Origin of the sequence: Micromonospora sediminimaris, from assembly GCF_016863575.1 — a bacterium.
Classification (GTDB): Bacteria; Actinomycetota; Actinomycetes; order Mycobacteriales; family Micromonosporaceae; genus Micromonospora; species Micromonospora sediminimaris.
In genome coordinates this window covers 1-21,490 of the sequence record NZ_BOPD01000022.1, presented here as the reverse complement: position 1 = coordinate 21,490, position 21,490 = coordinate 1, and the positions used below count along the sequence as shown (strand labels likewise).

Genomic DNA, 21,490 nt, shown 5'->3' with positions numbered 1-21,490 from the left:
GAGAGCATGCGGAACATGGCCGTGGGCTTCGTCGAAGCCGAAGGTTTCACCCCCATCTTCGACGCCGTCGACGCGATGGTGAAGGCCACCGAGGTCGAGGTGACCAAGGTGGTCCGGCTCGGCGGCGGCATCGTGGCCGTCGCCGTACGCGGTGACCTGGCGACCGTCGAGGAAGCCGTCGACATCGGCGAGGAGACCGCCCGGGCCAAGAGCCGCTCGGTGCGTTCGATCGTCTTCGCGAGCCCCTGCGACGCCGTCAGCGCGCTGGCGGCCGACCCCCAACTCGTCGGCAACTGACTCACCGGCAAAGGAGAACCAGACATGTCCTCCGACATCGCGATCGGAATCGTCGAGACCCGCGGAGTCGTGGCCCTCTCGGCGGGCATCGAAGCCATGATCAAAACCGCGGACGTACGGTGCGTCGGCGTCGAACGGGTCACCAGCGGCTATCTCGCCGTCGCGGTACGCGGCACCCTCGCCGCCGTACGGCAGGCCGTCGCCGCTGGCGAGACCGCCATCCGCGCCCACGGCGAGCTGCGCAGCTCGCAGGTCTATCCCAAGCCGCACCCGAACACCGCGGCGCTGCTCGACAACCCGGAAACCGCCCGGATCCGCGAGGTCATGGCCGGCCTGCACGGAGCGAGCTGATGGTGCTCGGCGAGGTCGTCGGCAAGGTGTGGGCAGACCGGATCCTGACCCCGTTGCAGGGCCGGCGGCTGGTGCTGATCCGGGTCCGGCCGGACGGCCCCGACCTGGTGGCCGTCGACCCGCTGAACGTCGGCGTCGGCACCACCGTGCTTGTCGTCACCGACGAGGCAGCCGCCGCGGTGGCCGGTGAGCCCACCGTCGATGCCGCCGTCGTCGCCCTGGTCGCCGACGCCGGCGCCGCCGAGGCCGCCGACACCGCGCCCATCACCGCCTGACCGAAAGGTACGCCTGATGACCGACGGGCTCTGGTCCCCCAGCCTGCTCGCCGGCCGGCCGGCCGGCGAGCCGACCGTGCTGCCGAACTTCGTCAACGGCGAGTTCGACACCTCCGGCACACACTTCGCCAAGGTCTCCCCGGTCACCGGAGACACCATCCGGTACGTCGCCGAGGCCGACAAGTCCACAGTGGACGCCGCGGTTGCGGCGGCCCGATCGGCGGTGCGTGGACCGTGGGGTCGGATGGGGGAGCGGGAGCGGGCCGCGGTGCTGTACCGGGTCGCCGACGAGTTGGAGCGTCGGTTCGACGACCTGCTGGCTGCGGAGGTCGGTGACACCGGCAAGTCGATCGCGCAGGCACGGACCCTCGACATCCCGCGCGGCGCGGCGAACTTCCGGGCCTTCGCGGAGATCGTCTCGACCGCGCCGGCGGAGTCGTTCACGACGGTGACACCGGGCGGCGGACGGGCACTGAACTATGCGGTGCGTAAGCCGGTCGGTGTGGTGGCGGTGATCGTGCCGTGGAACCTGCCGCTGCTGCTGTTGACGTGGAAGGTGGCCCCGGCGCTGGCCTGTGGCAACGCGGTGGTGGTGAAGCCGTCGGAGGAGACGCCGTCGTCGGCGACGTTGCTGGCGGAGGTGATGGCGGCGGCCGGGGTGCCCGACGGCGTCTTCAACGTGGTGCACGGGTTCGGGCCGGGCTCGGCGGGGGAGTTCCTGACCCGGCATCCGGGGGTCGACGCGGTCACGTTCACGGGCGAGTCGGCGACCGGCGCCGCGATCATGCGGGCCGCGGCTGACGGGGTGAAGGCGGTCTCGTTCGAACTGGGTGGCAAGAACGCCGGGCTGGTCTTCGCGGACGCCGACCTCGATGCCGCGGTCGCCGGCTCGGTACGGTCGTCGTTCACCAACGGTGGGCAGGTGTGCCTGTGCACGGAGCGGTTGTTCGTGCAGCGGCCGGTGTTCGACGAGTTCGTGACCCGGCTGGCGAAGCGGGCCGACGAGTTGGCGTTCGGCTGGCCCGCCGACGAGGCGACGACGAACATGCCGCTGATCTCCCACCAGCACCGGGAGAAGGTGCTGGGCTACTACGACCTGGCCCGGGCCGAGGGCGCCACGGTCCTCGCCGGCGGCGGCGTCCCGAGCTTCGACGACGCCCGCGACGGCGGCGCGTACGTCCGACCGACCGTGCTGACCGGCCTGACGCCCGACGCCCGGGTCAACCGGGAGGAGGTCTTCGGCCCGGTCTGCCACGTGGCGCCGTTCGAGGACGAGGACGAGGCGTTCGCGCTGGCCAACGACAGCGAGTACGGATTGGCCGGCACCGTCTGGACGCGGGACGTGGGCCGGGCGCACCGGGCCGGCGTACGTCTGGACGCGGGGATCGTCTGGGTGAACACCTGGTTCCTGCGGGATCTGCGTACGCCGTTCGGTGGCGTGAAGGCATCGGGCGTCGGCCGTGAGGGCGGCGTCCACTCGCTGAACTTCTACTCGGAGCTGACGAATGTCTGCGTGGATCTGTCATGACTGATGTTGCCCGGGCCGCGGACCTGCTCCGAGGCGCCTACGAGACCGGGAGACCCGTGCCGCCGCTGCGCGGCGAGTTGCTGCCGGCCGGGGACGTCGACGCGGCGTACCAGGTGCAGCAGGCGCAGGTCGTCGCGTGGGAGGCAGCGGGCCGCCGCCGGGTCGGAGCCAAGGTCGGCCTGACGTCGGCGGCGGTGCAGCAGGCGTTCGGCGTCTTCCAGCCGGACTTCGGGGTGTTGTTCGCCGACATGGCCGTCGCGGACGGCGCCGAGGTCGCCCGTGGTCGGCTGCTGCAACCTCGGGTGGAGGCCGAGGTGGCGTTCGTGCTGGGGGCGGATCTGCCGTTCGAGCAGGTGACGGCCGTCGACGTCATCCGGGCGACCGACCACGTGTTGCCGGCTATCGAGATCGTGGACTCCAGGATCGCGGGTTGGGACATCTCGATCGTGGACACGGTCGCCGACAACGCCTCCTCGGGCCTGTTCGTGCTCGGTAACCAGCCCCGGAAGCTGTCGGACGTGGATCTGCGGCTGGCCGGGATGGTGCTCGAACACGCGGGAGAGCCGGTGTCGGTGGGGGCCGGCGCCGCCTGCCTCGGCAATCCGGTGCACGCGGTGGCCTGGTTGGCGCAGACGCTGGCCGTCGCGGGCGCTCCGCTGGTCGCCGGCGACGTGGTGCTCTCCGGGGCGCTCGGGCCGATGGTGCCGGTCACCGCCGGCGCGGCCTACGAGGCACGGATTTCTGGCCTGGGCTCGGTCCGGGCCTGCTTCGAGCTGGGAGAGACGACATGACCACGGGTGTTGCGGTGATCGGGTCGGGCAACATCGGCACCGATCTGATGATCAAGGTGTTGCGGGTGTCGGAGTCGCTGCGGATGGTGGCGATGGTCGGGGTCGATCCGAACTCCGACGGCCTGGCCAGGGCCCGTCGGCTCGGGGTGGCCACGACCGCCGACGGGATCGACGGGCTGCTGGCGATGCCGGAGTTCGCCGACGTGCGGGTGGTGTTCGACGCGACGTCGGCGGGGGCGCACCACCGGCACGCCGCGCTGCTGCGGGAACACGGCCGGCTGGTGGTGGACCTGACCCCGGCCGCCGTCGGCCCGTACGTGGTGCCGCCGGTGAATCTGGACGAGCATCTGGATGAGCCGAACGTGAACATGGTGACCTGTGGTGGTCAGGCGACCGTTCCAGTCGTCGCCGCGGTCGGCCGGGTGACGCCGGTGCGGTACGCCGAGATCGTGGCGTCGATCGCGTCCAGGTCTGCGGGGCCGGGGACGCGGGCGAACATCGACGAGTTCACCGAGACGACGGCACGGGCGATCGAGGTCGTCGGCGGTGCCGAGCGCGGCAAGGCCATCATCGTGTTGAATCCGGCGGAGCCGCCGATGATCATGCGGGACACCGTCTACTGCCTGTGCCCGGACCGGGACGTCGACCGGGAGGCCGTCGCGGCGTCGGTCGCGGCGATGGTCGCCACCGTCGCCGGGTACGTGCCCGGCTACCGGCTAAAGCAGCGGGTGCAGTTCGACGAGGTCGACGCCCACGTGCCCGCGTTGGGTGCCCGGTTCACCGGCGTGCAGGTGTCGGTGTTCCTGGAGGTGTCCGGGGCCGGGCACTACCTGCCGGCGTACGCCGGGAATCTCGACATCATGACCTCGGCGGCGCTGCGCACCGCGGAGCGGATGGTGGCGTCACGTGCCGGACGGGAGGTGCCGGCGTGACCGGGCTGTACATCCAGGACGTGACGTTACGGGACGGCATGCATGCCGTCCGGCACCAGTTCACCGTCGACCAGGTCCGGTCGATCGCCGCGGCCCTCGACGCGGCAGGTGTCGCGGCGATCGAGGTCGCGCACGGCGACGGCCTGGCCGGATCGAGCGTGAACTACGGGCACGGCGCCGCCTCCGACGCGGACTGGATCGCCGCGGCGGCCGAGACGGTCACCACCGCGAAGCTGACCACCCTGCTGCTGCCCGGCATCGGCACCATCGCCGACCTGAAGGCGGCCCGCGACCTGGGGGTGACAAGCGTACGGATCGCCACGCACTGCACCGAGGCGGACATCTCCGCCCAGCACATCGGATGGGCGCGCAACAACGGCATGGACGTGTCCGGGTTCCTGATGATGGCGCACATGACCGACCCGACGGCCCTTGCCGAGCAGGCGAAGCTGATGGAGTCGTACGGTGCCCACTGCGTCTACGTCACCGACTCCGGTGGCCGGCTGCTCACCCGGGACGTCACCGAGCGGGTCGACGCGTACCGGCAGCGGCTCGACCCGGGTACCCAGATCGGTATCCACGCGCATCACAACCTGTCCCTCGGCGTGGCGAACAGCGTCGCCGCGGTCGAGCACGGCACCACCCGGGTGGACGCGTCCCTGGCCGGACACGGCGCGGGTGCCGGGAACGCACCCCTGGAGGTGTTCGTCGCCGTGGCCGACCTGCACGGCTGGGACCACGGCTGTGACGTGTTCGCGCTCATGGACGCCGCCGACGACCTGATCCGGCCGGTGCAGGACCGGCCGGTCCGCGTCGACCGGGAAACCCTCACCCTCGGCTACGCCGGGGTCTACTCCAGCTTCCTTCGGCACGCCGAACGGGCGGCGCACCGCTACGGGGTCGACGTCCGCTCGATCCTCGTCGAACTGGGTCGCCGCGGCATGGTCGGCGGGCAGGAGGACATGATCGTCGACGTCGCCCTCGACCTGGTGAACGCCACCACCACGGACACCGGAGGGGACCGATGAGCACCGTCGACCAACTCGCCGTACGCCTCGACGACGCGGCGACGGGCCGCACCGCGCTCCCGTCGTCCGGGGCCGGGACCGGGCTGGACGTGGCCACCGCCTACCGGGTGCAGCAGGCGGTGGTGGACCGCCGGCTGTCCCGTGGCGAACGTCCCGTGGGGTTGAAGCTGGGGCTGACCAGCCGGGCCAAGATGACGCAGATGGGCGTCGACGAGGTCATCTGGGGCCGGCTCACCGACGCCATGCGGATCCCGGACGGCGGCACCATCAGACTCGGCGACCACATCCACCCGAAGGCCGAACCGGAGGTCGCCTTCCTCGTCGAGGGCGGTGCCATCACGGCGGTCGCGCCGGCGATCGAGGTCATCGACTCCCGGTACGTCGACTTCCGCTTCACGCTGCCCGAGGTCATCGCCGACAACACCTCGGCCAGCGGCTTCGTGCTCGGTGCCTGGCAGCCGATACCGGACGGGATCGACAACCTCGGCGTGCTGCTGGAGGTCGACGGGCGGACCGTCCAGATCGGCTCGACGGCCGCCATCCTCGGCGATCCGCGCCGGGCGCTGTCGGACGCGGTCCGGCTCGCCGACGCCAACGGTGTGGACCTGGCCGACAACTCGGTCCTGCTCGCCGGTGCGGCGACGGCCGCCGTACCGCTGCGCGCCGGATCGCACGTGCGGGTCACCGTCGAGCAGCTCGGCACGGCGTCGCTGCGGGTCGGGTCATGACCGGCGAAAGCGAGGCGGCCATGGGCCACGGGGGAGTCGTGCCGGGCATGGCCACGCCACGCGGCCGGTTCCCGCACGTCAAGCTCTCCGGCGATCTGATCTTCGTCTCGGGCACGTCGAGCCGCCGGCCGGACAACACCATCGTCGGCGCGGCCGTGGACCCGATGGGCGTCACCGACCTCGACATCCGCGCGCAGACCCGCGCCGTCATCGAGAACATCCGCGACATCCTGCACTCGGTCGGCGCCGACCTGACCGACCTTGTCCAGCTCACCACCTACCTGGTCAACATGAACGACTTCGGTGGCTACAACGAGGTCTACGCCGAGTACTTCGACGAGACCGGCCCCACCCGCACCACCGTCGCCGTACACCAGTTGCCGCACCCGCACCTGCTCATCGAGATCCAGGCGGTCGGCCGGCGGCGGCCATGACCGGTCCACGCCAGCGTCCCGAGGCCCCCAGCGGAGCGGTGACACCACCGTCCTAGGACGGTCTGGCGGTTGTGGGGGGCGTCACGGCAGGTAGCGGAGACCCGGACACCTGCGCGAAGTTGTGCAGGGGCACGGCAACCGGCATCCGCGACGGCTGCGAACGGGCACTGGCGCATCGCCCGGCCCGCTGCGCACCAAGATGATCTACGGTGGCGGTCGAGGAGCGCGGATGATGTCACGACCCGGGGTGCAGCGTGCGCTTATCGCTGCCGTCCAGGTGCTCAGCCTGGCGGTGTGGTTCTCGGCCTCCGCCGTGGTGCCGGCGCTACGCGAGTCGTGGCAGATCAGCGCCGCCGCATCCGTCTGGCTGACCGCGTCCGTCCAACTCGGGTTCGTCGCCGGTGCCGTCACTTCCACCGTGCTGAACCTGGCCGACCGGATCAGGCCGCACCTGCTGATGGCCGGCTGCGCGACGTTGGCCGCCGCCTGCACCGGCGTCTTCGCACTCACCGTCGACGGGCTGGCCGGGGCCGTCCCGCTGCGCTTCCTCACCGGTGTCTTCCTGGCCGGGGTGTACCCGGTCGGCATGAAGCTGACCGGTTCCTGGGCACCGCCGGCCCGCCGAGGGCTCGCGTTCGGCGTCATGATCGGCGCGCTGACCCTCGGCTCGGCGCTGCCGCACCTGATCGGGGGGCTGGGCGACCTGCCATGGCGCGGCGTGATGGGCACCGCTGCCGGCTGCGCGCTGCTCGGCGCGGTGGTGGCCGTGACCCTGGTGCGGGAGGGTCCGCAGTTCGCCCCGGGCACGCCACCGCGTCCGTACCCCCGGTACGCCCTGGCGATGTTCGCCCAGCGTGGTCCCCGGTTGGTGAACCTGGGCTACTTCGGACACATGTGGGAGCTGTACGCGCTCTGGACCTGGCTGCCCAGCTTTCTGATCGCGGGTACGGCCGCCCGGACCGGCCGCGACGGTGTGAACGTCAGCCTGCTCGCGTTCCTGGCCATCGGCCTCGCCGGAGTCGCCGGATGCCTGGCCGGCGGGTGGGCCGCGGACCGATTCGGGCGACCCCGGGCCGCGTTCACCGCCCTGGTGGTCAGTGGTGCCTGCTGCCTGGCCTCACCGCTGTTCTTCACCGCGCCGCCCGGCGCCGTCGTGCTGCTGGGCGTGGTGTGGGGTGCCGCGGTCATCGCGGACTCCGGCGTCTTCTCGACCGCCCTGAGCGAGGTCGCCGACAGGCGGTACGTCGGAACCGCGCTCACCGCGCAGACGGCCATCGGGTTCGCCCTGACCGTGGTCACCATTCAACTCGTGCCCGTGCTGGCCGACGCGGTCGGCTGGCGTTGGGCGTTTCTGCTGCTCGCTCCGGGCCCGTTCGTCGGCGCGCTGGCGATGCGCGCCTTCGGCCGTCAGCCCGCCCGCGCCTGAGCAGCGGAAGGGCACCGTCGAACGGGCCGGCAGGCAGCGACGACCCGACCGCCGGGTCATCGCTCACGGGGCAGGGCGATGGTGGCCACCGTGCGACCGGCGTCGTCGTGTGCGGTGACCGTCGGCGGCCGGCGGGAGCCCCAGACCACGATCAGATGACCGTGGTACGGGACGGACAGCCGACGGTCGGCGACCCGTAATTCCGCGATCCCAGAACCGACGAGTATCTCCCCCGCGTGCACCCACCGGCTGCCCCATGGCAGCGGGCGCCGGGTGTCGCGGAGGGCACCGGAGCTTCCCTCCACCACCACGTCATGCGGCGCGAGGCCGACGCGGGCGCGTTCGAACTCGTCCGCCGTCAGGTCTTCGCCGCTGGACGACGCGCTGCCGCCGAGCTGTCGCCAGGTGCCGCGGCCGTCGACGGCCAGCAGGTGTGTCTCATCCCAGTGGCAGCCGACGCCGCGACGGAGAAACCGGGTGGCGGCGATGTCGCCGTCCACGTCGACCGCGACCGGCGCGAATCGGCGACGCCGGCTCAACCGCACCGGGCGGTCCGGCAGACCCGATCTGATCAGACGCAGACTCTCGGCCTGACTGTCGTACGCCACCCGCCGACCGTATCGGCGTGGAGGCGCGGTGTGCAGCGTGCGACCGTCTCCACCGGCCGGAACAGCCTCGACCTGGCGGAGGGGACGACAGCGTACGTCGCACTTGGTCAATCGGTGGAAATCAGATCTCGTCGTCGCTCTTTCGCCCAGACTGGCCGGGTGAGCGCTCCACCGCCGTTGCGCCGGTCCCGTTGGCTCCGGCCGGTCATGCCCGGCTCTCGGGTCACCCGGCTGGAGCTGTTCTTCGACCTGATCTTCGTTTTCGCGTTCCTCAACGTCGCTGGGCTGGTGTCGGCCGAGGTGACCACGCAGGCGGTGCTGTCCGGCGTGGTCGTGCTGGCTCTGCTCTGGTGGTGCTGGACGACGTTCGCCACGCTGGGCAACCTGGTCCGAGCCGACTACGGACTGCTGCCCATGTTCGGGCTCGGCGTGATGGCCGCCGCGTTCGTACTGGCCATCGCCATCCCGCAGGCGTTTCTCAACCAACCCGACGACCTGACCGGCCCGGTGGTCTTCGCCGTCGCCTACCTGGTCTTGCGGGCCCTGACCCTGGCCGCGTTCCTGTACGCGCTCAGCGCCGCCGGCCGCAGCCGTCGACAACTCATGCTGATCAGCCTGCCAGCGGCGTTGGCGGCAGTGCTCGTCGGGTTGGCGGCCTCCGTAAGCCGGTGGGTGCCGGCGGTAGCCGTCCTCGACGTGCGTCTCGGGTTGTGGGCCGCCGCCCTGTTGGTCGAGTACTCGGTCGGCCTGTTCCTGCCGTACACCCGGTGGGCCGTCGCCTCGGCCGGGCACTGAGCGGTCTGCTGGCGGTGCCGGCGGCCGCGCTGACCCCTCTCGTCGCGCTGGCCGTGCTGGTGTCGGTCTGCGGTGCCCTCGTGGTGATCCAGCGCTTCAGCGCCGCCGACGCGCGGGCGCGGATCAAGGCCTCGGTCCACGCGGAGGAACGGGCGGTCGAAGTGGCGGCCAGCGAGTGGCGCCGCCAGCATCTTTGACCTGGCGGCGGTGAACCACCGGTGTGCCCACGTCGGCGACGAGCACTGCCATCTCCCGTTGGCCGGGCGCGAGGCGTTGGATGGGTGATTCGGGCGCGACCTCGCGGGTACCCGGTCGCGATGGCACGAGCACCTTCACCGGAGGACATCTACGGCAGCGCCCGCTCCGAGGGCGAGCGGCGCCTGTCCAGTAGCGCTCTGGAGCAGGCATCCACCGGGTTCATCGCCGGGGTCACAATCGTGTTCGGCATCGTGGCGCTGGGCGTGGCTCGGGAACTGGCCGCACCCGACTTCGCTTCCGGCGTGGGGCAACTGGTCGGCGCGCTGGCCTTCGGTATCGGCCTGGTCTTCGTGGTGGTCGGGCGCACCGAGTTGTTCACCGAGAACTTCTTCGACCCGGTCGCCGCCGCGGTGGCCCGTCGGCGGCTCGGCGCGCTGTGGCCGCTGGCCCGGTTGTGGCTGCTTGTGCTCGTCCTGAACTTCGCCGGCGGTGCTCTGATGGCCGCCGTGTTCACAGTCCCCGGCACGCTGCCGGGCCGAGCCCACCACACCCTGGCCCTCGTCGCCGAGGAGATCGCCGCCAAGGACGGGCTGGCGACCTTCACCCGGGGCATCGCCGCCGGAACCCTGTTGACCCTGCTGTCCTACCTGCTGCATGCCGTCGAATCGGTGGGCAGTCGGATGCTCCTGGCCTACGTGGTGGGGTTCTTCCTCGCCCTTGGCCCGTTCGATCATGTCGTGGTCTCCGGGCTGCACCTCTTGTTCGGTATCTGGCTGGGCGCTCCCGTCTCCTACCCGGATCTTGGGCTCAACATCGTCCTCTCCGGTGCCGGGAACCTCCTGGGCGGCCTGCTCCTGATGACGCTGACCCATGCGGTCCAGGTCAAGGGCAGCGGCTGAGGACGGTCAGCTGCGGCCCCAGGGCGTGGTGGGTTGCAGGACCGCCTGTTGCAGGGCGGCGGTTCGCCACCTTGTGACCTGCTGATATTCGGGATCGGCGACCATCCGGCTGAAAGCCGTCCGGCTCGGGTACCGCACCAGCAGCACCGCGTCCCATGCCTGGCCCTCCTCGGCGACCAGTGCCGGTCCACCGTCACCGGCGTAGAGCACCTCGCCGCCGTGGCGGGGCAGGAAGGTCTCGCGCAGCGCGGCGGCGTACCGTTCGTACGACTCCCGTCCACCGTCGGCGAAGCGCAGCAGGTTGAGCATCACCACAGGTGCCTCGGGGTCGGTGGCGAGGAACTCCTTCAGATCCCGACCGGTCGGGTCGACGGCCATGTTCGCGTCTCCTTCAGTTGCGGGTGGCGACATCAGACCACAGACCCCGGTGGCGGGAGAACCGCCCGCTGGCCTGGCCGGGGTACGCGGGTGTCAGGGCCGCCCGGGTACTGGTGCGGTGGGCCGGGCAGTTCCTGGTGGCGGAGCATGGACGGTGATGTCCTGGGTGACGGAGGCGACCCGGAGGCCGTTTTCGGTGAAGCGATCAAGCACTCTCCGGGTGACCTGGTCCTTGACCTGTCGGGCTGCGCGTACCGGCACCACGAACCGGGCGGACAGTTCGATCCAGTTGGGGGTGGCACGGATGAAGACCCGAGGATCCACCTCGGCGTCGGCGACCGGGTAGCGGTGGCGCATCTGCTCGATGGCGCGCTGCGCCTCGGCGGTGGAGGAGATGTTCTGCGCCTCTTCGCACAGGATGCGCTCCGCCAGGTGCCAGTCCGCCTCGTAGGGGACCGGCAGGGTCAGTTCCTCCCACAGATGGTCCAGCACGGTGCTGCTGTTGAATACCGGCGCGGTGAACACGAAACGGTTCGACAGGGACACCACGCGCCCGGTGTACTGGCGGCCGCGGATCCAGGACTCCGGGTCTGAAGAGGAGCCGCTCTCCAGGATCCGGGTACGTAGTGGGGTGATGTCCAGGACGTCGCCGCGTACGCCGCACATCTGGATGCGGTCGCCGACGCGGAACTGCCGGCCGGTGAGGATGCTGACCCAACCGGCGAATGCGCCCAGGACCTCCTGCAGCGCCAACGCGAGGCCGGCGGCGAGTAGACCGAAGACCACACCGACCCGGCCGGCGAACGGCCGCCACAGCAGCGCCAGCGTGAACAACAGCGCTACGACGGTCAGGTAGTGCACCGCCTTGCGGAGGTAGTAGCGGTTGGTGGTGTCCTTCACCTTGACTGTGGCCAGCCGACCAGCCAGGGCTGCGACGACGACAGCGAGCAGGGCCAGGACGACGCTGGTCACGAGTCGACCGTTCACGCTGCTCGTGTCCCACAGTATTTCCAGGAAGCGCGCCATGGTGCTGCCCATCGTTCTCGGCGGCCGACCGATGTGTGTCCGTCGCGTCTTCACCTTAGGCAGCCGCCGACGGGGGATTCGCGGAATGCGCGACACACCATCCGTGCCGGTGGGGTGCGGCGTCAGTCGCTGTGGTCAGCTCCGTCGTGGATCTCGGCCTCCTCGGGCTCGACGACTGGTGGTGGCGGTGGCACGGGGGTCAGGGCAGCGGCGACCGGTGCCGGGCCGGTGACGCGTTGCCCATTGCCGAAGTCGAAGGTGACAGAGGCGTTCTGCCCGGAGCGGAGAGATTCGTCCAGATCGAGGAGCTGAAAGTACCGGCCGGCTTGTTCGTTGAACCGCACGAAGCTCAGCGGCGGGAGTTCGATCCGAGCGGGCCCGGTCGCTGGTTGCGGCGTGCCGCTCTGGGGCAGCCCGTCGGGGGAGAGGGATCCGTTCGGGTTGGCGGTGGTGGGGCGCGGAGCGGCTGCGTCCGACCGGGGAGGGATGGGTCGGTCAGCATCGACGATGACAACCTCGCGGGCGTCCTGCGAGGTGACGGTCACCGTGACCGGCCCCTTCGAGTCGTTGTAGATGACGGCGCTGAGCAACGCGTTTTCGCCGGCGCGGTAGCCATCAGCGCCCGGAAACTCGATGAGCAGACCGCGAACCGCGTACTCGCCGTTGTCGGCCATGAGGTTGACACCCTGGATGGAGGGCTCCTTCTCGGCCGTCTCCGCGATCTGCCCCGCGCCGCATCCGCCGAGCAGCAACACGACCAGTGCGGTGCCGGGCAGCGACGCCCACCGGAGCGTTCTGGTCGGTCGCGTCACGGTGCCTCCTCGCGGTTCCGCACTCCGTCTCGGTGCTCCGCGTTCCGTTCGCGACCGCGGCGACAAACCCAGCCTAATGCCGCCCGATCGGGCCGGTGCGCGGATCCAGGTGGATCGGCTTCCGCCAGCCTCGCCGCGATCAGCCGGCCAATGGGGGCACCACCCGCCGGCATCCGGCGTGGCCGGCCGGGACGGGACAGGCGTCAGGGGCGTTCCCAGAAGTCCGGACCGATGGGTTGGCGATAGTCGGAACTGGCGACAAAGAAGCCCTCGTCGTCGACCTCGATGGGCAGCTGCGGCAGCGGCCGGCTGGCCGGCCCGAAGACGGGTCGCGCGTTGTCGGTGATCAGAAACTGGGACTGATGGCATGGGCAGAGCAACCGGTTGGTCTGTTGCTCGTAGAGGCTGGCGGGGCAGCCAGCATGGGTGCAGATCTTGGAGTAGGCGATGAAGTCGCCCCACATCCAGTCCTGCTTGCCGGTCCGACTGTTGTTTTCCCGTGCGGCGAGAGCGTCCTCGGCGCGCAACCGGATGAGCAGCGTGACCGAGTCGGCGTACTGGTTGCTGACGCCGTGTGGGATGCCTGGGAACACGGTGACCTGGCCGCCGGGTAGCAGATCCAGCGGCCGGACGGGCCGCAGATCTTCCCGAACGAGCCGGATCCTGGTGACGGCGCCGTTGTCGTCGCCGGGGGCGAACCCGGTGCGGAACAGCTCCCGGTTGTGGTGCGGGTCCCTGATGAGGCCGCCGACCAGGGGAGCGGCGACGACCGCCCCGACCGGGATCAGGCCCGCGAGCAGGGACACCCCGAGCAGGGGGCGCCGTTTCACGCCCAGCTCGTCGGCCATGTACAACATGGTCTGGCCGGTGATGCGCCGATCGGCGGCGGGTACCGGCTCGTCGTGCCGGTCCTGGATCGACACCTCTTTCGGCAGCAGTCGCTTGCCCCAGACCAGGATGCCGAAACCCAGCGCGAGCAGCGCGACGCCGAGGGTCAGACCGAGCAGCGGGGTGTAGTACTCCTCGATGTCACCCACCAGTCGATACCGCCAGGGCCACCAGATGTAGACGATGAGGAAGGCCGTGGCGGACAGCCCGGTGACCAGGAAGAGAGCGGTCACGGTGCGGACCAGTCGCCGTTCGGCCTTGGAACCGGCGGCTACCTGCGGTTCGTAGTGGACGATCTCGATGTCATCGCGGCGCGCCCCCTCGCGAACCACCTCGAAGCGAGCCAAGCCGGAGTCGTTGACGTCCGTCGGCTCGCGGTCGTGTCGTTCGGTGCCGGTGTTCACGACTTACCCGCGATCCACAGGCTGGCGAACACCAGGGCGATGATGCCGACAAGGAAAATCGCCAATCCTTCGGTGGACGGGCCGTAGCGACCGAGGTTGAAACCGCCCGGGTCGCGATCGTCCTGCACGACCTGCTGGATGTAGGCGATGATGTCGGCCTTCTGCTCAGGGGTCAGCTGACTGTCGCCGAACACCGGCATGTTCTGTGGACCGCTGAGCATCGCCGCGTAGATCGTCCGATCCGACGCCGGGTACAGACTCGGCGCGAACTTGCCGGAGGACAGGGCGCCCCCGCCGCCGCCGAAGGCGTGACACTGCGAGCAGTTGATCCGGAACAATTCTCCGCCCCGGGCCAGATCGGCGTCGTCCAACTGTTGCTCGACGTTGTCTGGCACCACCGGGCCTCCGCCGATCTCCTGGATGTAGGCCGCCAGCTGACGGACCTCCTCGTCGCTGTACTGCGGTGGCTTGCGCAACGCCTGCGCCTCCTGCCGCGCCAGTGGCATCCGCCCGGTACCGACCTGAAACTCGACCGACGCCGCGCCCACCCCCACCAGGCTGGGCCCGCGCCCCTCGACACCACCGGCGCTGCGCCCGTGGCAGGTGATGCAACCGACGTTGAACAACGCCTCACCCTGCGCGGCGGCGCCGCTGAACCGAGGCTCCTCCTGCGCTCGCGCGGCGGGCGCGAAAGTCGCGTACACCCCGCCGGCCAGCACCAACGCGGTCAACAGCCGGGCTGTGGCTCCGAGACGCCGACGGGCCCTGCTCATCGAACGTACGACGATCCGGCTGCTCGGCCTTTGCCGGCCGGATCGGCCCCGACGATCAGTCGCCACGCCGTCTCCCGTGTCCGAGGGTGAGCCGGGGCAGCGACGGACCTGCCGATCATCGTGTGGGCAGGACCGGCCCCAACGCAGACTAAGAAGTCAGCAGCGGGTGTGCGCCCGTTTCGGTCATTCCGTCATCCCAGGCGTTTCAGTACCGGTCGTTGAGGATCTCCTTCATCTGGTTGATCTCCTCCTGTTGCGACCGGACGATCTGGTCGCACAGTCGTACGATCTCGGGGTCGGTGACCTGGGACTCCTGGCACACGAGGATGGCCCGGGAATGATGGGGGATCATGGATTTGAGGAAGGCTTCGTTGCCTACGAACGGCTCCGTACGCACGGCCGCGAATCCGCCCACGAAAAGCACGCCCAGCGCGATGTAGAGAGCGATGTTGAGACGTCTGACGGCGAACATCTGGTGCATGACGCCCATCATGATGAGCCCCATGGCGGCCACCATGATCAGCGACATGTAGAAGTTGCTGAGGTTCAGGTAGAAATCCGACCAGCCGCGAATCTGGGACAGCGTCAGGACGAACATGACCGCCAGGCTGATCACTAGGACCAGCCCGAACCGAACGTAGTTCTGCTTCATTTTCCCTCCGCCAGCCGGTCGGGCAGTTTCACCCACTATCTGGTGGTAAGCAACCATACGCGCTTACGGGCGGGCTGGTCCGGCCGCCGAGCAAGCTGGACCGGACGGTCGACGGTCACGCCCGGCGGACGTGGGCCGAGCGGATCCAGCGGTGATAGGCGGCGACGTCGACGTTGCTGCCGCAGACGATGATGGCGACGTGCCGGCCGGCGAACCGGTCAGGATCTTCGAGGATCGCGGCGACGCCGAGCGCGGCTGACGGTTCGGCGACCAGGCCGGCCTGGTCGAGAAGCATCCGCATACCGGCGATGATCGAGGTTTCCTGGACGAGGATGGCGTCGTCGGCGACCAGGAGCAGGTCGTCCAGGACGGCCGGGATGGGTCGCCGGCCGGCGACGCCGTCGGCGATCGTGTTTATCGATTCGGTGGTCACGACCGCCCGCTGGTGCCAGGAGCGGGTCATCGCCGGTGCGCCCAGCGGCTGGACGCAGAGAACCTCGACATGGGGGGCCTGTTCCTTCAGGACGTGCCCCACTCCCGTGGCCAGCGCGCCACCGCCGAGCGCGATCAGCACAGCGTCGAAGGACGGCGCGGTGTCCACCAGTTCCAGACCGATGGTTCCCGCACCGTCGCAGGTCTCGATGTCCAGGCTGTCTTCGAGGAGCCGGATGCCGCGCTGCTGGGCGATGGCTGCCGCCCGGTCGCGGGCCAGCTCGTGGTCGCCGTCGACCAACTCCAGCCTGGCGCCCAGGGCCCGGATGCGATCGAGCTTGGCGACGGTCGCCCGGCGGGTGGCCACGACGGTGACGTCGAGTCCTCGACCGCGACCGGACCAGGCGAGGGCCTGGCCGAGGTTGCCCGCGCTGGCGCACACCACCGCGTGTTGTCCGTCGTCTGCGAGCTGACTCGCGACCAGTTCGGTGCCGCGGGCCTTGAAGCTGCGGACCGGGTTCGCTGTTTCGAGCTTGATGCTCACGGCACACCCGAGTGCGGACTCCAACGGCTCGCATCGGTACAGCGGAGTGTCGAGGAAGACCGGGTCGATGGTCCGGCGGGCCGCCCGGATCCGGGCGGTGTCCAGGCGGGTCTTCGGCACGACCGATCAGCGTAGCGGCGGCCGGCCGCCGCGTGGGGGCACTCGGGTGCCGGATTTCTTTCACGGTTCTGTCAGGCAGCGGTATCGGGCCGACGGGTCCGGCAGAGTGGCGGACGCTGGCCTTTACCTGTGTGGAGGGTGGGCGTTGACCTTGACGCGTCACGGAACGGACGACTCGACCAGGGATCGGCAGGCGGACGGACCAGTGATCCGTGTGCACGACCTGGCGAAGACGTATCCCATGCCGGGTGGTGAGTTTCCCGCGCTGACCGGGGTGGACATCTCGGTGGAAGCCGGCGAGTTCGTCGCGGTGGTAGGTCGATCGGGCAGCGGCAAGACGACACTGTTGAATCTGCTCGCCGGAATCGACCGGCCGACCGCCGGGCAGATCAGGGTGGCCGGAATCGCCCTGCACGAGGTACCCGAGGCCCGGTTGGCAGCCTGGCGGGGGCGCGCGGTCGGGTTGGTGTTCCAGTTCTTCCAGTTGCTGCCGACGCTTACCGTCGCGGAGAACGTGATGCTGCCGATGGACTTCTGCGGCACGGTACCGGCGCGCCGCCGCCGGCCGCTCGCGCTGGAGCTGTTGAGCCGCGTCGGCATCGCCGACCACGCCGACAAGGTGCCGGCCGGGTTGTCCGGCGGGCAGCAGCAGCGGGCCGCGATCGCCCGGGCTCTGGCCAACGATCCGCCGGTCATCCTGGCCGACGAACCGACAGGCAATCTCGACAGCTCCACCGCCGAAGCCGTGCTCGGACTGTTCCGGGATCTGGCTCGCGCCGGCAAGGCCGTCGTCATGGTCACCCACGAGCGCGACCTTTCCGGGTACGCCGACCGTCTGGTCACGCTCGTCGACGGACGGGTGGCGGAGGACGTGGCGGTCTCAGCGTGATGCGGCCACGCACGGTCAAGATGTGGCGGGACCTGTCCGCTGCTCGGGGCCGGGTAGCGGTCATGATTCTGGCGATCACGGTGGCGATGTCCGGTGTGGGTGCGCTGCTCATCGCCCGTACGGTGATCGTCCGTGAGGCCGAGGCGGTCTATGCCGGCACCAACCCGGCGAGCGCGACTCTGGAGGTCGAAGGCGGCGTCGATGCCGCCCTGCTCGCCCAGGTTCGCGCCCGACCCGGTGTCACGGACGCCGTGGCGCGTCAGACCGTCCTGACCCGGGTCCGGGTCGGTGACCAGTGGCGTCGCATGCTGCTGTTCGTCATCGCGCCGGACGATCCGATGCGGGTGGCGAAGCTGCGCATGGAGTCCGGTGCCTGGCCGCCAGCCGACGGTGAACTGCTCATGGAACGTACCGCGGGGCCGGTCCTGGACGCGGCAGTCGGCGACCGCCTGGCGGTTGCCGGACCCTCCGGCGCGACGACGGAGGTGCGGATCGCCGGCACCGTGTACGACGCCGCGTTGGCCCCGGCCGGGCAGGAGAGCGTCGGCTACGGCTACCTCACCCCGGCTGGGCTGGCTCGTCTCGGTTTCACCGCTTCGGCCGACGAGCTGCGTATCGTCACTGCCGAACGGGACGAGGCAACTGTGGCGGCGACCGCGACCGGCGTCGCGGCATGGCTGACCAACCAGGGCCGCGAGGTGCATCTGATCCAGGTACCTCCGTACCAGCATCCGCACCACAGCCAGTCCGAGACGATCACCGGCATGTTCCTGGCCTTCGCCATCGCGGCCCTGGTTCTCGCCGGAGTCCTGGTGGCGGCGACACTCGGCGCGATGCTGGCGGCACAGACCCGTCAGATCGGCATCATGAAGACCGTCGGCGCCACCACCGGCCAACTGCTGCGGGTCTACCTGGGGGCGGTTGCCGCGATCGCCGCGACCGCCACCGTGCTGGCCGTCGTCCCGGCACTGCTGGCCGGTTACGGGCTGACCGGGCTGGTGGCCGAGATGCTCAACGTCGAGATCACCAACCGGGCGACGCCGTGGTGGGCACCGGCGGCGTTCTTTGCCGTCGGACTCGTGGTGCCGCTGGCGGTCGCGCTCGTACCGCTCGTCCGGGCGGCCCGGATCACCGTACGGTCCGCACTCGACGAGCATGGCGCCGGGACGAGAGTGGGAACTCGGCGCGGCGACCGGTGGCTGACCCGGCTGCGCGGTGGCCGGCTCAGCGCCCTCGCCCTGCGTAATCTGCTGCGCCGCCGAGGCCGGCTGGCGCTGACCCTGGCACTGCTGGCCGCGGGCGGGGCGATGTTCACCAGCGGGCTCAACAGTTCTGCCGCCTGGCGGAGCTGGGTCGACGACGGCATGGCCCGCCGTGCGTACGACGCGCAACTGCGGCTCGCCGCACCGGCGTCGGTCGACACCATCACCAGGGCCGCGAGCGTCGTCGACGGCGTGATCGCGGTCGAACCGTTCGTGTCACTACCGGCGACTCCGGCCAGCGCGGACGGGCAGATCGAGGTGGAGCGCACCTACCCCGACGACGGACACGGCCGGTTCCTGCTCGCCGCGCTGCCGGTGCCCACCCGCATGGTGGACTTCGAGGTCACCGCCGGTCGCTGGCTACAGGCAGCAGACACCGACGGCGTCGTGCTGAACCAGAGCGCCGTGTCTCGGCTCGGCGATCCGCGCGTCGGCGACGAGGTGCACCTGGCCGTCGACGGAGTGGTCGGGCGGTGGCGGCTCGTCGGCACTGTCGCGGAGGCCGGCGGACCCGCCACGGCGTACACGAGCCCGCAGAGCGTCACCCGGTTCGTGGACCCGGGGACCGCCAACATGCTGCACATCGTCACCGCCGGAGACACCGCGGCGGTCACCGGCGCGGTGGAAGGGGCGCTCACCAGCGCGGGGCTGACGGTCGGCGAGTCGATGCTCACCGAGGACCTGCGCACGGCGATCGACGAGCACGTGGCCATCTTCATCGGCACCCTGCTCGCACTCGCCGCGCTGATGGCGGCCGTCGGCATCCTCGGGCTGGCCGCCACGATGAGCATCACCGTCACCCAACGCACCCGCGAGTACGGCATCATGCAGGCCATCGGTGCCCGTCCCACAGTCATCCGCCGCATGGTCGTCCTCGAAGGCACTGTCACCGGTCTGCTCGGCTCGCTCGTGGCCATCTCCCTTGGAGTGCCGCTGTCCATCCTGGTGGGCGAACTGCTCGGCCGGATCTCCTTCGGGCTGCCGTTGCCGCTGCGACTCTCACCGGGCGGACTCGTCGGCTGGCTGTTGCTCTCCATCGTTGCAGCGGCCGCCGCGTCGCTGGTCGCGGCGCACCGAGCGGCTCGGCTCACCGTGCGGGAGACGCTCACCTACCAGTGAACCGGTGCCGGACCGGCGAAGGCACTATCGTGCTGGCGTGCAGATCCGTTTCGACGTACCCGCCGATCCCGCCTATCCGGGCCGGGTGGCCGCTGCGCTCAGCGGTGCTCAGGCGCGGAGGTACCGCCTGATCGGCGCGGTGCTGGTGGCGGTCGGTGTGATTGGTTTTGTCGTCTCGCGGGGGTTCGGGTGGGGCGCGCAGACGCTGTCGGTGTGGATGACGCTGGGTTTGGGTGGTCTGCTGGCGATGCTGTACTGGCCGTGGCTGCGGTGGCGGGCCCGCCGTCGCTCCAGCGGCTATGCCGTCGAGGGCGGTTACGACATCACCGATGACAACATCATGATGCGCAGTGGGTCGGAGTCCGGCGGCATCGCCTGGGACGGGGTGACCCAGGTGCGGGCCACCCCTGAGTTCTGGATCGTGTACGTGGGGCGGATGCCGGCGACGGTGATCCCGCGCCGCCTGATGTCCGCCGAGGACGCGGAGACACTGCGCGCCTACATGGCCGGACGTGGGCTGCTTCGGACGTGACCTGATCTGTGGGGTCGCGGGCGACCGGGCCGGGTGGCCGCCCGGGGCGCGCGCCATCTCCGCACGCCCCGGGCAGGTTCAGCACTGTCAGGGGGTGAGCACGACCGTGGAGATGCTGCGGGCGCCGACGTTGACGGAGACCTGCCCGCCGTTGACGGTCACCGGCTGACTGGCCGCGTTGGCGTTCTGCGAGGTCAGGTAGTGCTCGGCCCGGGAGACGTTCTGCGGCACCTGGATCACCGCATTGTTGACCGCGCTGGTCGAGCGGTTCAGGATCACCAGCGTGGTCTTTCCACCACCGGTGTAGGCGGTGACCTCCAGCGGCGCGGCCTTGCTGCTCTTCGTGAGGGCGACCCGCTGGTAGCCGGGACGGACGTACTTGGCGTACTGCGAGAAGGCGTACCCGCGCTTGAGCGGGGCACCGGCGGTGGTGCCGAACGCGGACTCGCCGTCGCCGATGAAGGAGTAGTAGCGCTTGCCGTACCACCACACGTAGGCGGACCAGTTGGCTTCCATCGACCTGTGCACCGTACGCATGATGTCGTCGAGGGTCTCGTTCCAGACCGTCTGGTTACTGGGGTTGCCCCAGATGTTGGAACCGTTGCCGTCGGCCTCGTGCAGGTTCCACTCGGTCATCCACACCGGCTTGTTGTGCTGGTCGGCCAGGGGGTAGGAGCGCAGCCGACCGGACGCTTCGGTGCCGTACAGGTGGCCACCGATGTAGCCGATGTTGTTGCGGGCGGTCGCGTCGTTGAGGGTCGGATCGGTGTAGGTGTAGTTCAGGTTCACCGCCTCAGCGACCATCAGCCTGGTGTTCTGCACCCGCGTCCCGTGGTCGCGTACGAAGTTGCGCAGCTCGGTGCCGCTCCAGTCCATCGAGTCGTAGTCGGGGTGCCAGTCCGGCTCGTTCTGCACCGAGGTGACGTCGATCGTGATGCCCTGGTTGCGCATCGACTGGACGTAGCTGTTCAGATGGTTCGCGTAGTCGTCGTAGTAGTCGGTTCTCAGCTTGCCGCCGTTGGTCCGGCTGTTGTTCGTCTTCCATGCCGCCGGTGCGGTCCACGGCGAGGCGAGGATCTTCACATCGGATCCGTACGACTTGGCTGTCCGCAAGGCGTTCACGTGGACCGGCCACTCGCCGGACTCCGGCGAGATGCCGGTACGGACGATCGACAGGCCCAGCTGGTTGGGGCCCAACCCGACAAGCGTCTGGGTCTCGGCCGTCGACCAGGTGCCGTTGCCCCAGATCGAGGTGGCGGCCCCGAATCCGTCGATCGTCTGGTGGCGGGTGGCGGTGTTTACCGTGATGTCCGCCGGCCCGGTCGGCGGCGGCGTGGTCGGCGACGGCGGTGGGGTGGTGGTGGGTGGC

The 21,490-nt window shown here is 70.1% G+C and carries 25 protein-coding genes; 16 read left to right on the top strand and 9 right to left on the bottom strand.

What is annotated here, in order from left to right; translation table 11 throughout:
• Positions 1–6: 6 nt before the first annotated feature.
• From Vse01_RS18260 to Vse01_RS18215, 10 genes are all read left to right on the top strand, one after another.
• Positions 7–297: a BMC domain-containing protein gene (locus Vse01_RS18260; RefSeq protein ID WP_093408679.1), complete on the top strand. Its 291-nt coding sequence runs from the start codon at positions 7–9 to the stop codon at positions 295–297.
• Between the two features lie 24 nt (positions 298–321).
• On the top strand, positions 322–648 hold the full coding sequence (locus tag Vse01_RS18255) for a BMC domain-containing protein (RefSeq protein ID WP_093408676.1): 327 nt from the start codon (positions 322–324) through the stop codon (positions 646–648).
• Positions 648–923 (top strand): EutN/CcmL family microcompartment protein, encoded by a 276-nt coding sequence (locus tag Vse01_RS18250; protein ID WP_093408674.1) that lies wholly within the window; start codon positions 648–650, stop codon positions 921–923. The genes Vse01_RS18255 and Vse01_RS18250 overlap by 1 nt, the downstream gene beginning before the upstream one ends.
• Before the next feature lie 16 nt (positions 924–939).
• The gene (locus tag Vse01_RS18245) at positions 940–2,451 is read left to right on the top strand and encodes a 2-hydroxymuconic semialdehyde dehydrogenase (protein WP_093408671.1); all 1,512 of its coding nucleotides are present in this window, start codon (positions 940–942) and stop codon (positions 2,449–2,451) included.
• Positions 2,448–3,242, top strand: coding sequence for a 2-keto-4-pentenoate hydratase (locus Vse01_RS18240; RefSeq protein ID WP_093408669.1), 795 nt, complete (start codon positions 2,448–2,450; stop codon positions 3,240–3,242). Before Vse01_RS18245 ends, Vse01_RS18240 begins: the two co-directional genes overlap by 4 nt.
• On the top strand, positions 3,239–4,174 hold the full coding sequence (locus Vse01_RS18235) for an acetaldehyde dehydrogenase (acetylating) (protein WP_093408666.1): 936 nt from the start codon (positions 3,239–3,241) through the stop codon (positions 4,172–4,174). The genes Vse01_RS18240 and Vse01_RS18235 overlap by 4 nt, the downstream gene beginning before the upstream one ends.
• A complete protein-coding gene (gene dmpG, locus Vse01_RS18230) occupies positions 4,171–5,202 on the top strand; it encodes a 4-hydroxy-2-oxovalerate aldolase (protein ID WP_093408664.1) in 1,032 nt (343 codons plus the stop codon). The genes Vse01_RS18235 and dmpG overlap by 4 nt, the downstream gene beginning before the upstream one ends.
• Positions 5,199–5,930 (top strand): 2-keto-4-pentenoate hydratase, encoded by a 732-nt coding sequence (locus Vse01_RS18225; protein ID WP_093408661.1) that lies wholly within the window; start codon positions 5,199–5,201, stop codon positions 5,928–5,930. The genes dmpG and Vse01_RS18225 overlap by 4 nt, the downstream gene beginning before the upstream one ends.
• Positions 5,927–6,364 carry a RidA family protein gene (locus Vse01_RS18220; protein ID WP_198413232.1) on the top strand — a complete coding sequence of 146 codons (438 nt, stop codon included), beginning with the start codon at positions 5,927–5,929 and terminating at the stop codon, positions 6,362–6,364. Before Vse01_RS18225 ends, Vse01_RS18220 begins: the two co-directional genes overlap by 4 nt.
• Positions 6,365–6,593: 229 nt before the next feature.
• Positions 6,594–7,790, top strand: coding sequence for an MFS transporter (locus Vse01_RS18215; protein ID WP_170863563.1), 1,197 nt, complete (start codon positions 6,594–6,596; stop codon positions 7,788–7,790).
• A 56-nt stretch (positions 7,791–7,846) separates the two neighbouring features.
• Here the strand turns inward: Vse01_RS18215 and Vse01_RS18210 are convergent, their stop codons facing one another.
• Positions 7,847–8,398: a hypothetical protein gene (locus Vse01_RS18210; protein WP_170863562.1), complete on the bottom strand. Its 552-nt coding sequence runs from the start codon at positions 8,396–8,398 to the stop codon at positions 7,847–7,849.
• Positions 8,399–8,557: 159 nt separating this feature from the next.
• Between Vse01_RS18210 and Vse01_RS18205 the strand changes: the two genes are divergently transcribed.
• The 3 genes from Vse01_RS18205 to Vse01_RS18195 all read left to right on the top strand — a co-directional run bounded on the left by Vse01_RS18205 (position 8,558) and on the right by Vse01_RS18195 (position 10,290).
• Positions 8,558–9,193, top strand: coding sequence for a low temperature requirement protein A (locus tag Vse01_RS18205; protein WP_170863561.1), 636 nt, complete (start codon positions 8,558–8,560; stop codon positions 9,191–9,193).
• Positions 9,166–9,390: a hypothetical protein gene (locus Vse01_RS18200; RefSeq protein ID WP_093408652.1), complete on the top strand. Its 225-nt coding sequence runs from the start codon at positions 9,166–9,168 to the stop codon at positions 9,388–9,390. The genes Vse01_RS18205 and Vse01_RS18200 overlap by 28 nt, the downstream gene beginning before the upstream one ends.
• 120 nt (positions 9,391–9,510) lie before the next feature.
• Complete coding sequence (locus Vse01_RS18195) at positions 9,511–10,290, top strand: formate/nitrite transporter family protein (protein ID WP_093408650.1); 780 nt, start codon at positions 9,511–9,513, stop codon at positions 10,288–10,290.
• 6 nt (positions 10,291–10,296) lie between these two features.
• On the opposite strand, the gene Vse01_RS18190 is transcribed toward Vse01_RS18195, so the two are convergent.
• The 7 genes from Vse01_RS18190 to Vse01_RS18160 form a co-directional block, all read right to left on the bottom strand.
• Entirely contained in the window at positions 10,297–10,668 is a 372-nt protein-coding gene (locus Vse01_RS18190; protein WP_093408647.1) for a DUF1330 domain-containing protein, read from the bottom strand.
• 93 nt (positions 10,669–10,761) lie between these two features.
• Positions 10,762–11,640 carry a mechanosensitive ion channel domain-containing protein gene (locus tag Vse01_RS18185; RefSeq protein ID WP_170863560.1) on the bottom strand — a complete coding sequence of 293 codons (879 nt, stop codon included), beginning with the start codon at positions 11,638–11,640 and terminating at the stop codon, positions 10,762–10,764.
• 176 nt (positions 11,641–11,816) lie between these two features.
• Positions 11,817–12,506, bottom strand: coding sequence for a hypothetical protein (locus tag Vse01_RS18180; RefSeq protein WP_093408642.1), 690 nt, complete (start codon positions 12,504–12,506; stop codon positions 11,817–11,819).
• Positions 12,507–12,709: 203 nt separating this feature from the next.
• Positions 12,710–13,798 carry a cytochrome bc1 complex Rieske iron-sulfur subunit gene (qcrA, locus tag Vse01_RS18175; RefSeq protein ID WP_093408639.1) on the bottom strand — a complete coding sequence of 363 codons (1,089 nt, stop codon included), beginning with the start codon at positions 13,796–13,798 and terminating at the stop codon, positions 12,710–12,712.
• On the bottom strand, positions 13,795–14,571 hold the full coding sequence (qcrC, locus tag Vse01_RS18170) for a cytochrome bc1 complex diheme cytochrome c subunit (protein ID WP_093408637.1): 777 nt from the start codon (positions 14,569–14,571) through the stop codon (positions 13,795–13,797). Before qcrC ends, qcrA begins: the two co-directional genes overlap by 4 nt.
• Before the next feature lie 205 nt (positions 14,572–14,776).
• Complete coding sequence (locus Vse01_RS18165; protein WP_093408634.1) at positions 14,777–15,223, bottom strand: DUF305 domain-containing protein; 447 nt, start codon at positions 15,221–15,223, stop codon at positions 14,777–14,779.
• Between the two features lie 115 nt (positions 15,224–15,338).
• Positions 15,339–16,319, bottom strand: a complete 981-nt coding sequence (locus tag Vse01_RS18160; protein WP_093408632.1) for a threonine ammonia-lyase — start codon at positions 16,317–16,319, stop codon at positions 15,339–15,341.
• 205 nt (positions 16,320–16,524) lie between these two features.
• Here Vse01_RS18160 and Vse01_RS18155 point away from each other — a divergent pair, with 205 nt between their 5' ends.
• The 3 genes from Vse01_RS18155 (at position 16,525) to Vse01_RS18145 (ending at position 20,121) form a co-directional block, all read left to right on the top strand.
• Complete coding sequence (locus Vse01_RS18155) at positions 16,525–17,208, top strand: ABC transporter ATP-binding protein (RefSeq protein WP_198413231.1); 684 nt, start codon at positions 16,525–16,527, stop codon at positions 17,206–17,208.
• A gap of 62 nt (positions 17,209–17,270) precedes the next feature.
• Entirely contained in the window at positions 17,271–19,589 is a 2,319-nt protein-coding gene (locus Vse01_RS18150; RefSeq protein ID WP_170863559.1) for an ABC transporter permease, read from the top strand.
• Between the two features lie 37 nt (positions 19,590–19,626).
• Complete coding sequence (locus Vse01_RS18145) at positions 19,627–20,121, top strand: YcxB family protein (RefSeq protein WP_093408627.1); 495 nt, start codon at positions 19,627–19,629, stop codon at positions 20,119–20,121.
• Between the two features lie 87 nt (positions 20,122–20,208).
• Here Vse01_RS18145 and Vse01_RS18140 read toward each other — a convergent pair.
• Positions 20,209–21,490, bottom strand: a 1,282-nt coding sequence (locus Vse01_RS18140; protein WP_204019254.1) for a glycoside hydrolase, incomplete at its 5' end; no start/stop codon positions are given.

Bases quoted from the DNA above. Each gene is read 5' to 3' on its own strand.
- Vse01_RS18260 (WP_093408679.1), top strand. From the start codon at position 7: ATGCGGAACATGGCCGTGGGCTTCGTCGAAGCCGAAGGTTTCACCCCC.
- Vse01_RS18255 (WP_093408676.1), top strand. From the start codon at position 322: ATGTCCTCCGACATCGCGATCGGAATCGTCGAGACCCGCGGAGTCGTG.
- Vse01_RS18250 (WP_093408674.1), top strand. From the start codon at position 648: ATGGTGCTCGGCGAGGTCGTCGGCAAGGTGTGGGCAGACCGGATCCTG.
- Vse01_RS18245 (WP_093408671.1), top strand. From the start codon at position 940: ATGACCGACGGGCTCTGGTCCCCCAGCCTGCTCGCCGGCCGGCCGGCC.
- Vse01_RS18240 (WP_093408669.1), top strand. From the start codon at position 2,448: ATGACTGATGTTGCCCGGGCCGCGGACCTGCTCCGAGGCGCCTACGAG.
- Vse01_RS18235 (WP_093408666.1), top strand. From the start codon at position 3,239: ATGACCACGGGTGTTGCGGTGATCGGGTCGGGCAACATCGGCACCGAT.
- Vse01_RS18225 (WP_093408661.1), top strand. From the start codon at position 5,199: ATGAGCACCGTCGACCAACTCGCCGTACGCCTCGACGACGCGGCGACG.
- Vse01_RS18220 (WP_198413232.1), top strand. From the start codon at position 5,927: ATGACCGGCGAAAGCGAGGCGGCCATGGGCCACGGGGGAGTCGTGCCG.
- Vse01_RS18215 (WP_170863563.1), top strand. From the start codon at position 6,594: ATGATGTCACGACCCGGGGTGCAGCGTGCGCTTATCGCTGCCGTCCAG.
- Vse01_RS18195 (WP_093408650.1), top strand. From the start codon at position 9,511: ATGGCACGAGCACCTTCACCGGAGGACATCTACGGCAGCGCCCGCTCC.
- Vse01_RS18190 (WP_093408647.1), bottom strand. From the start codon at position 10,668: ATGGCCGTCGACCCGACCGGTCGGGATCTGAAGGAGTTCCTCGCCACC.
- qcrC (WP_093408637.1), bottom strand. From the start codon at position 14,571: ATGAGCAGGGCCCGTCGGCGTCTCGGAGCCACAGCCCGGCTGTTGACC.
- Vse01_RS18165 (WP_093408634.1), bottom strand. From the start codon at position 15,223: ATGAAGCAGAACTACGTTCGGTTCGGGCTGGTCCTAGTGATCAGCCTG.
- Vse01_RS18150 (WP_170863559.1), top strand. From the start codon at position 17,271: ATGATTCTGGCGATCACGGTGGCGATGTCCGGTGTGGGTGCGCTGCTC.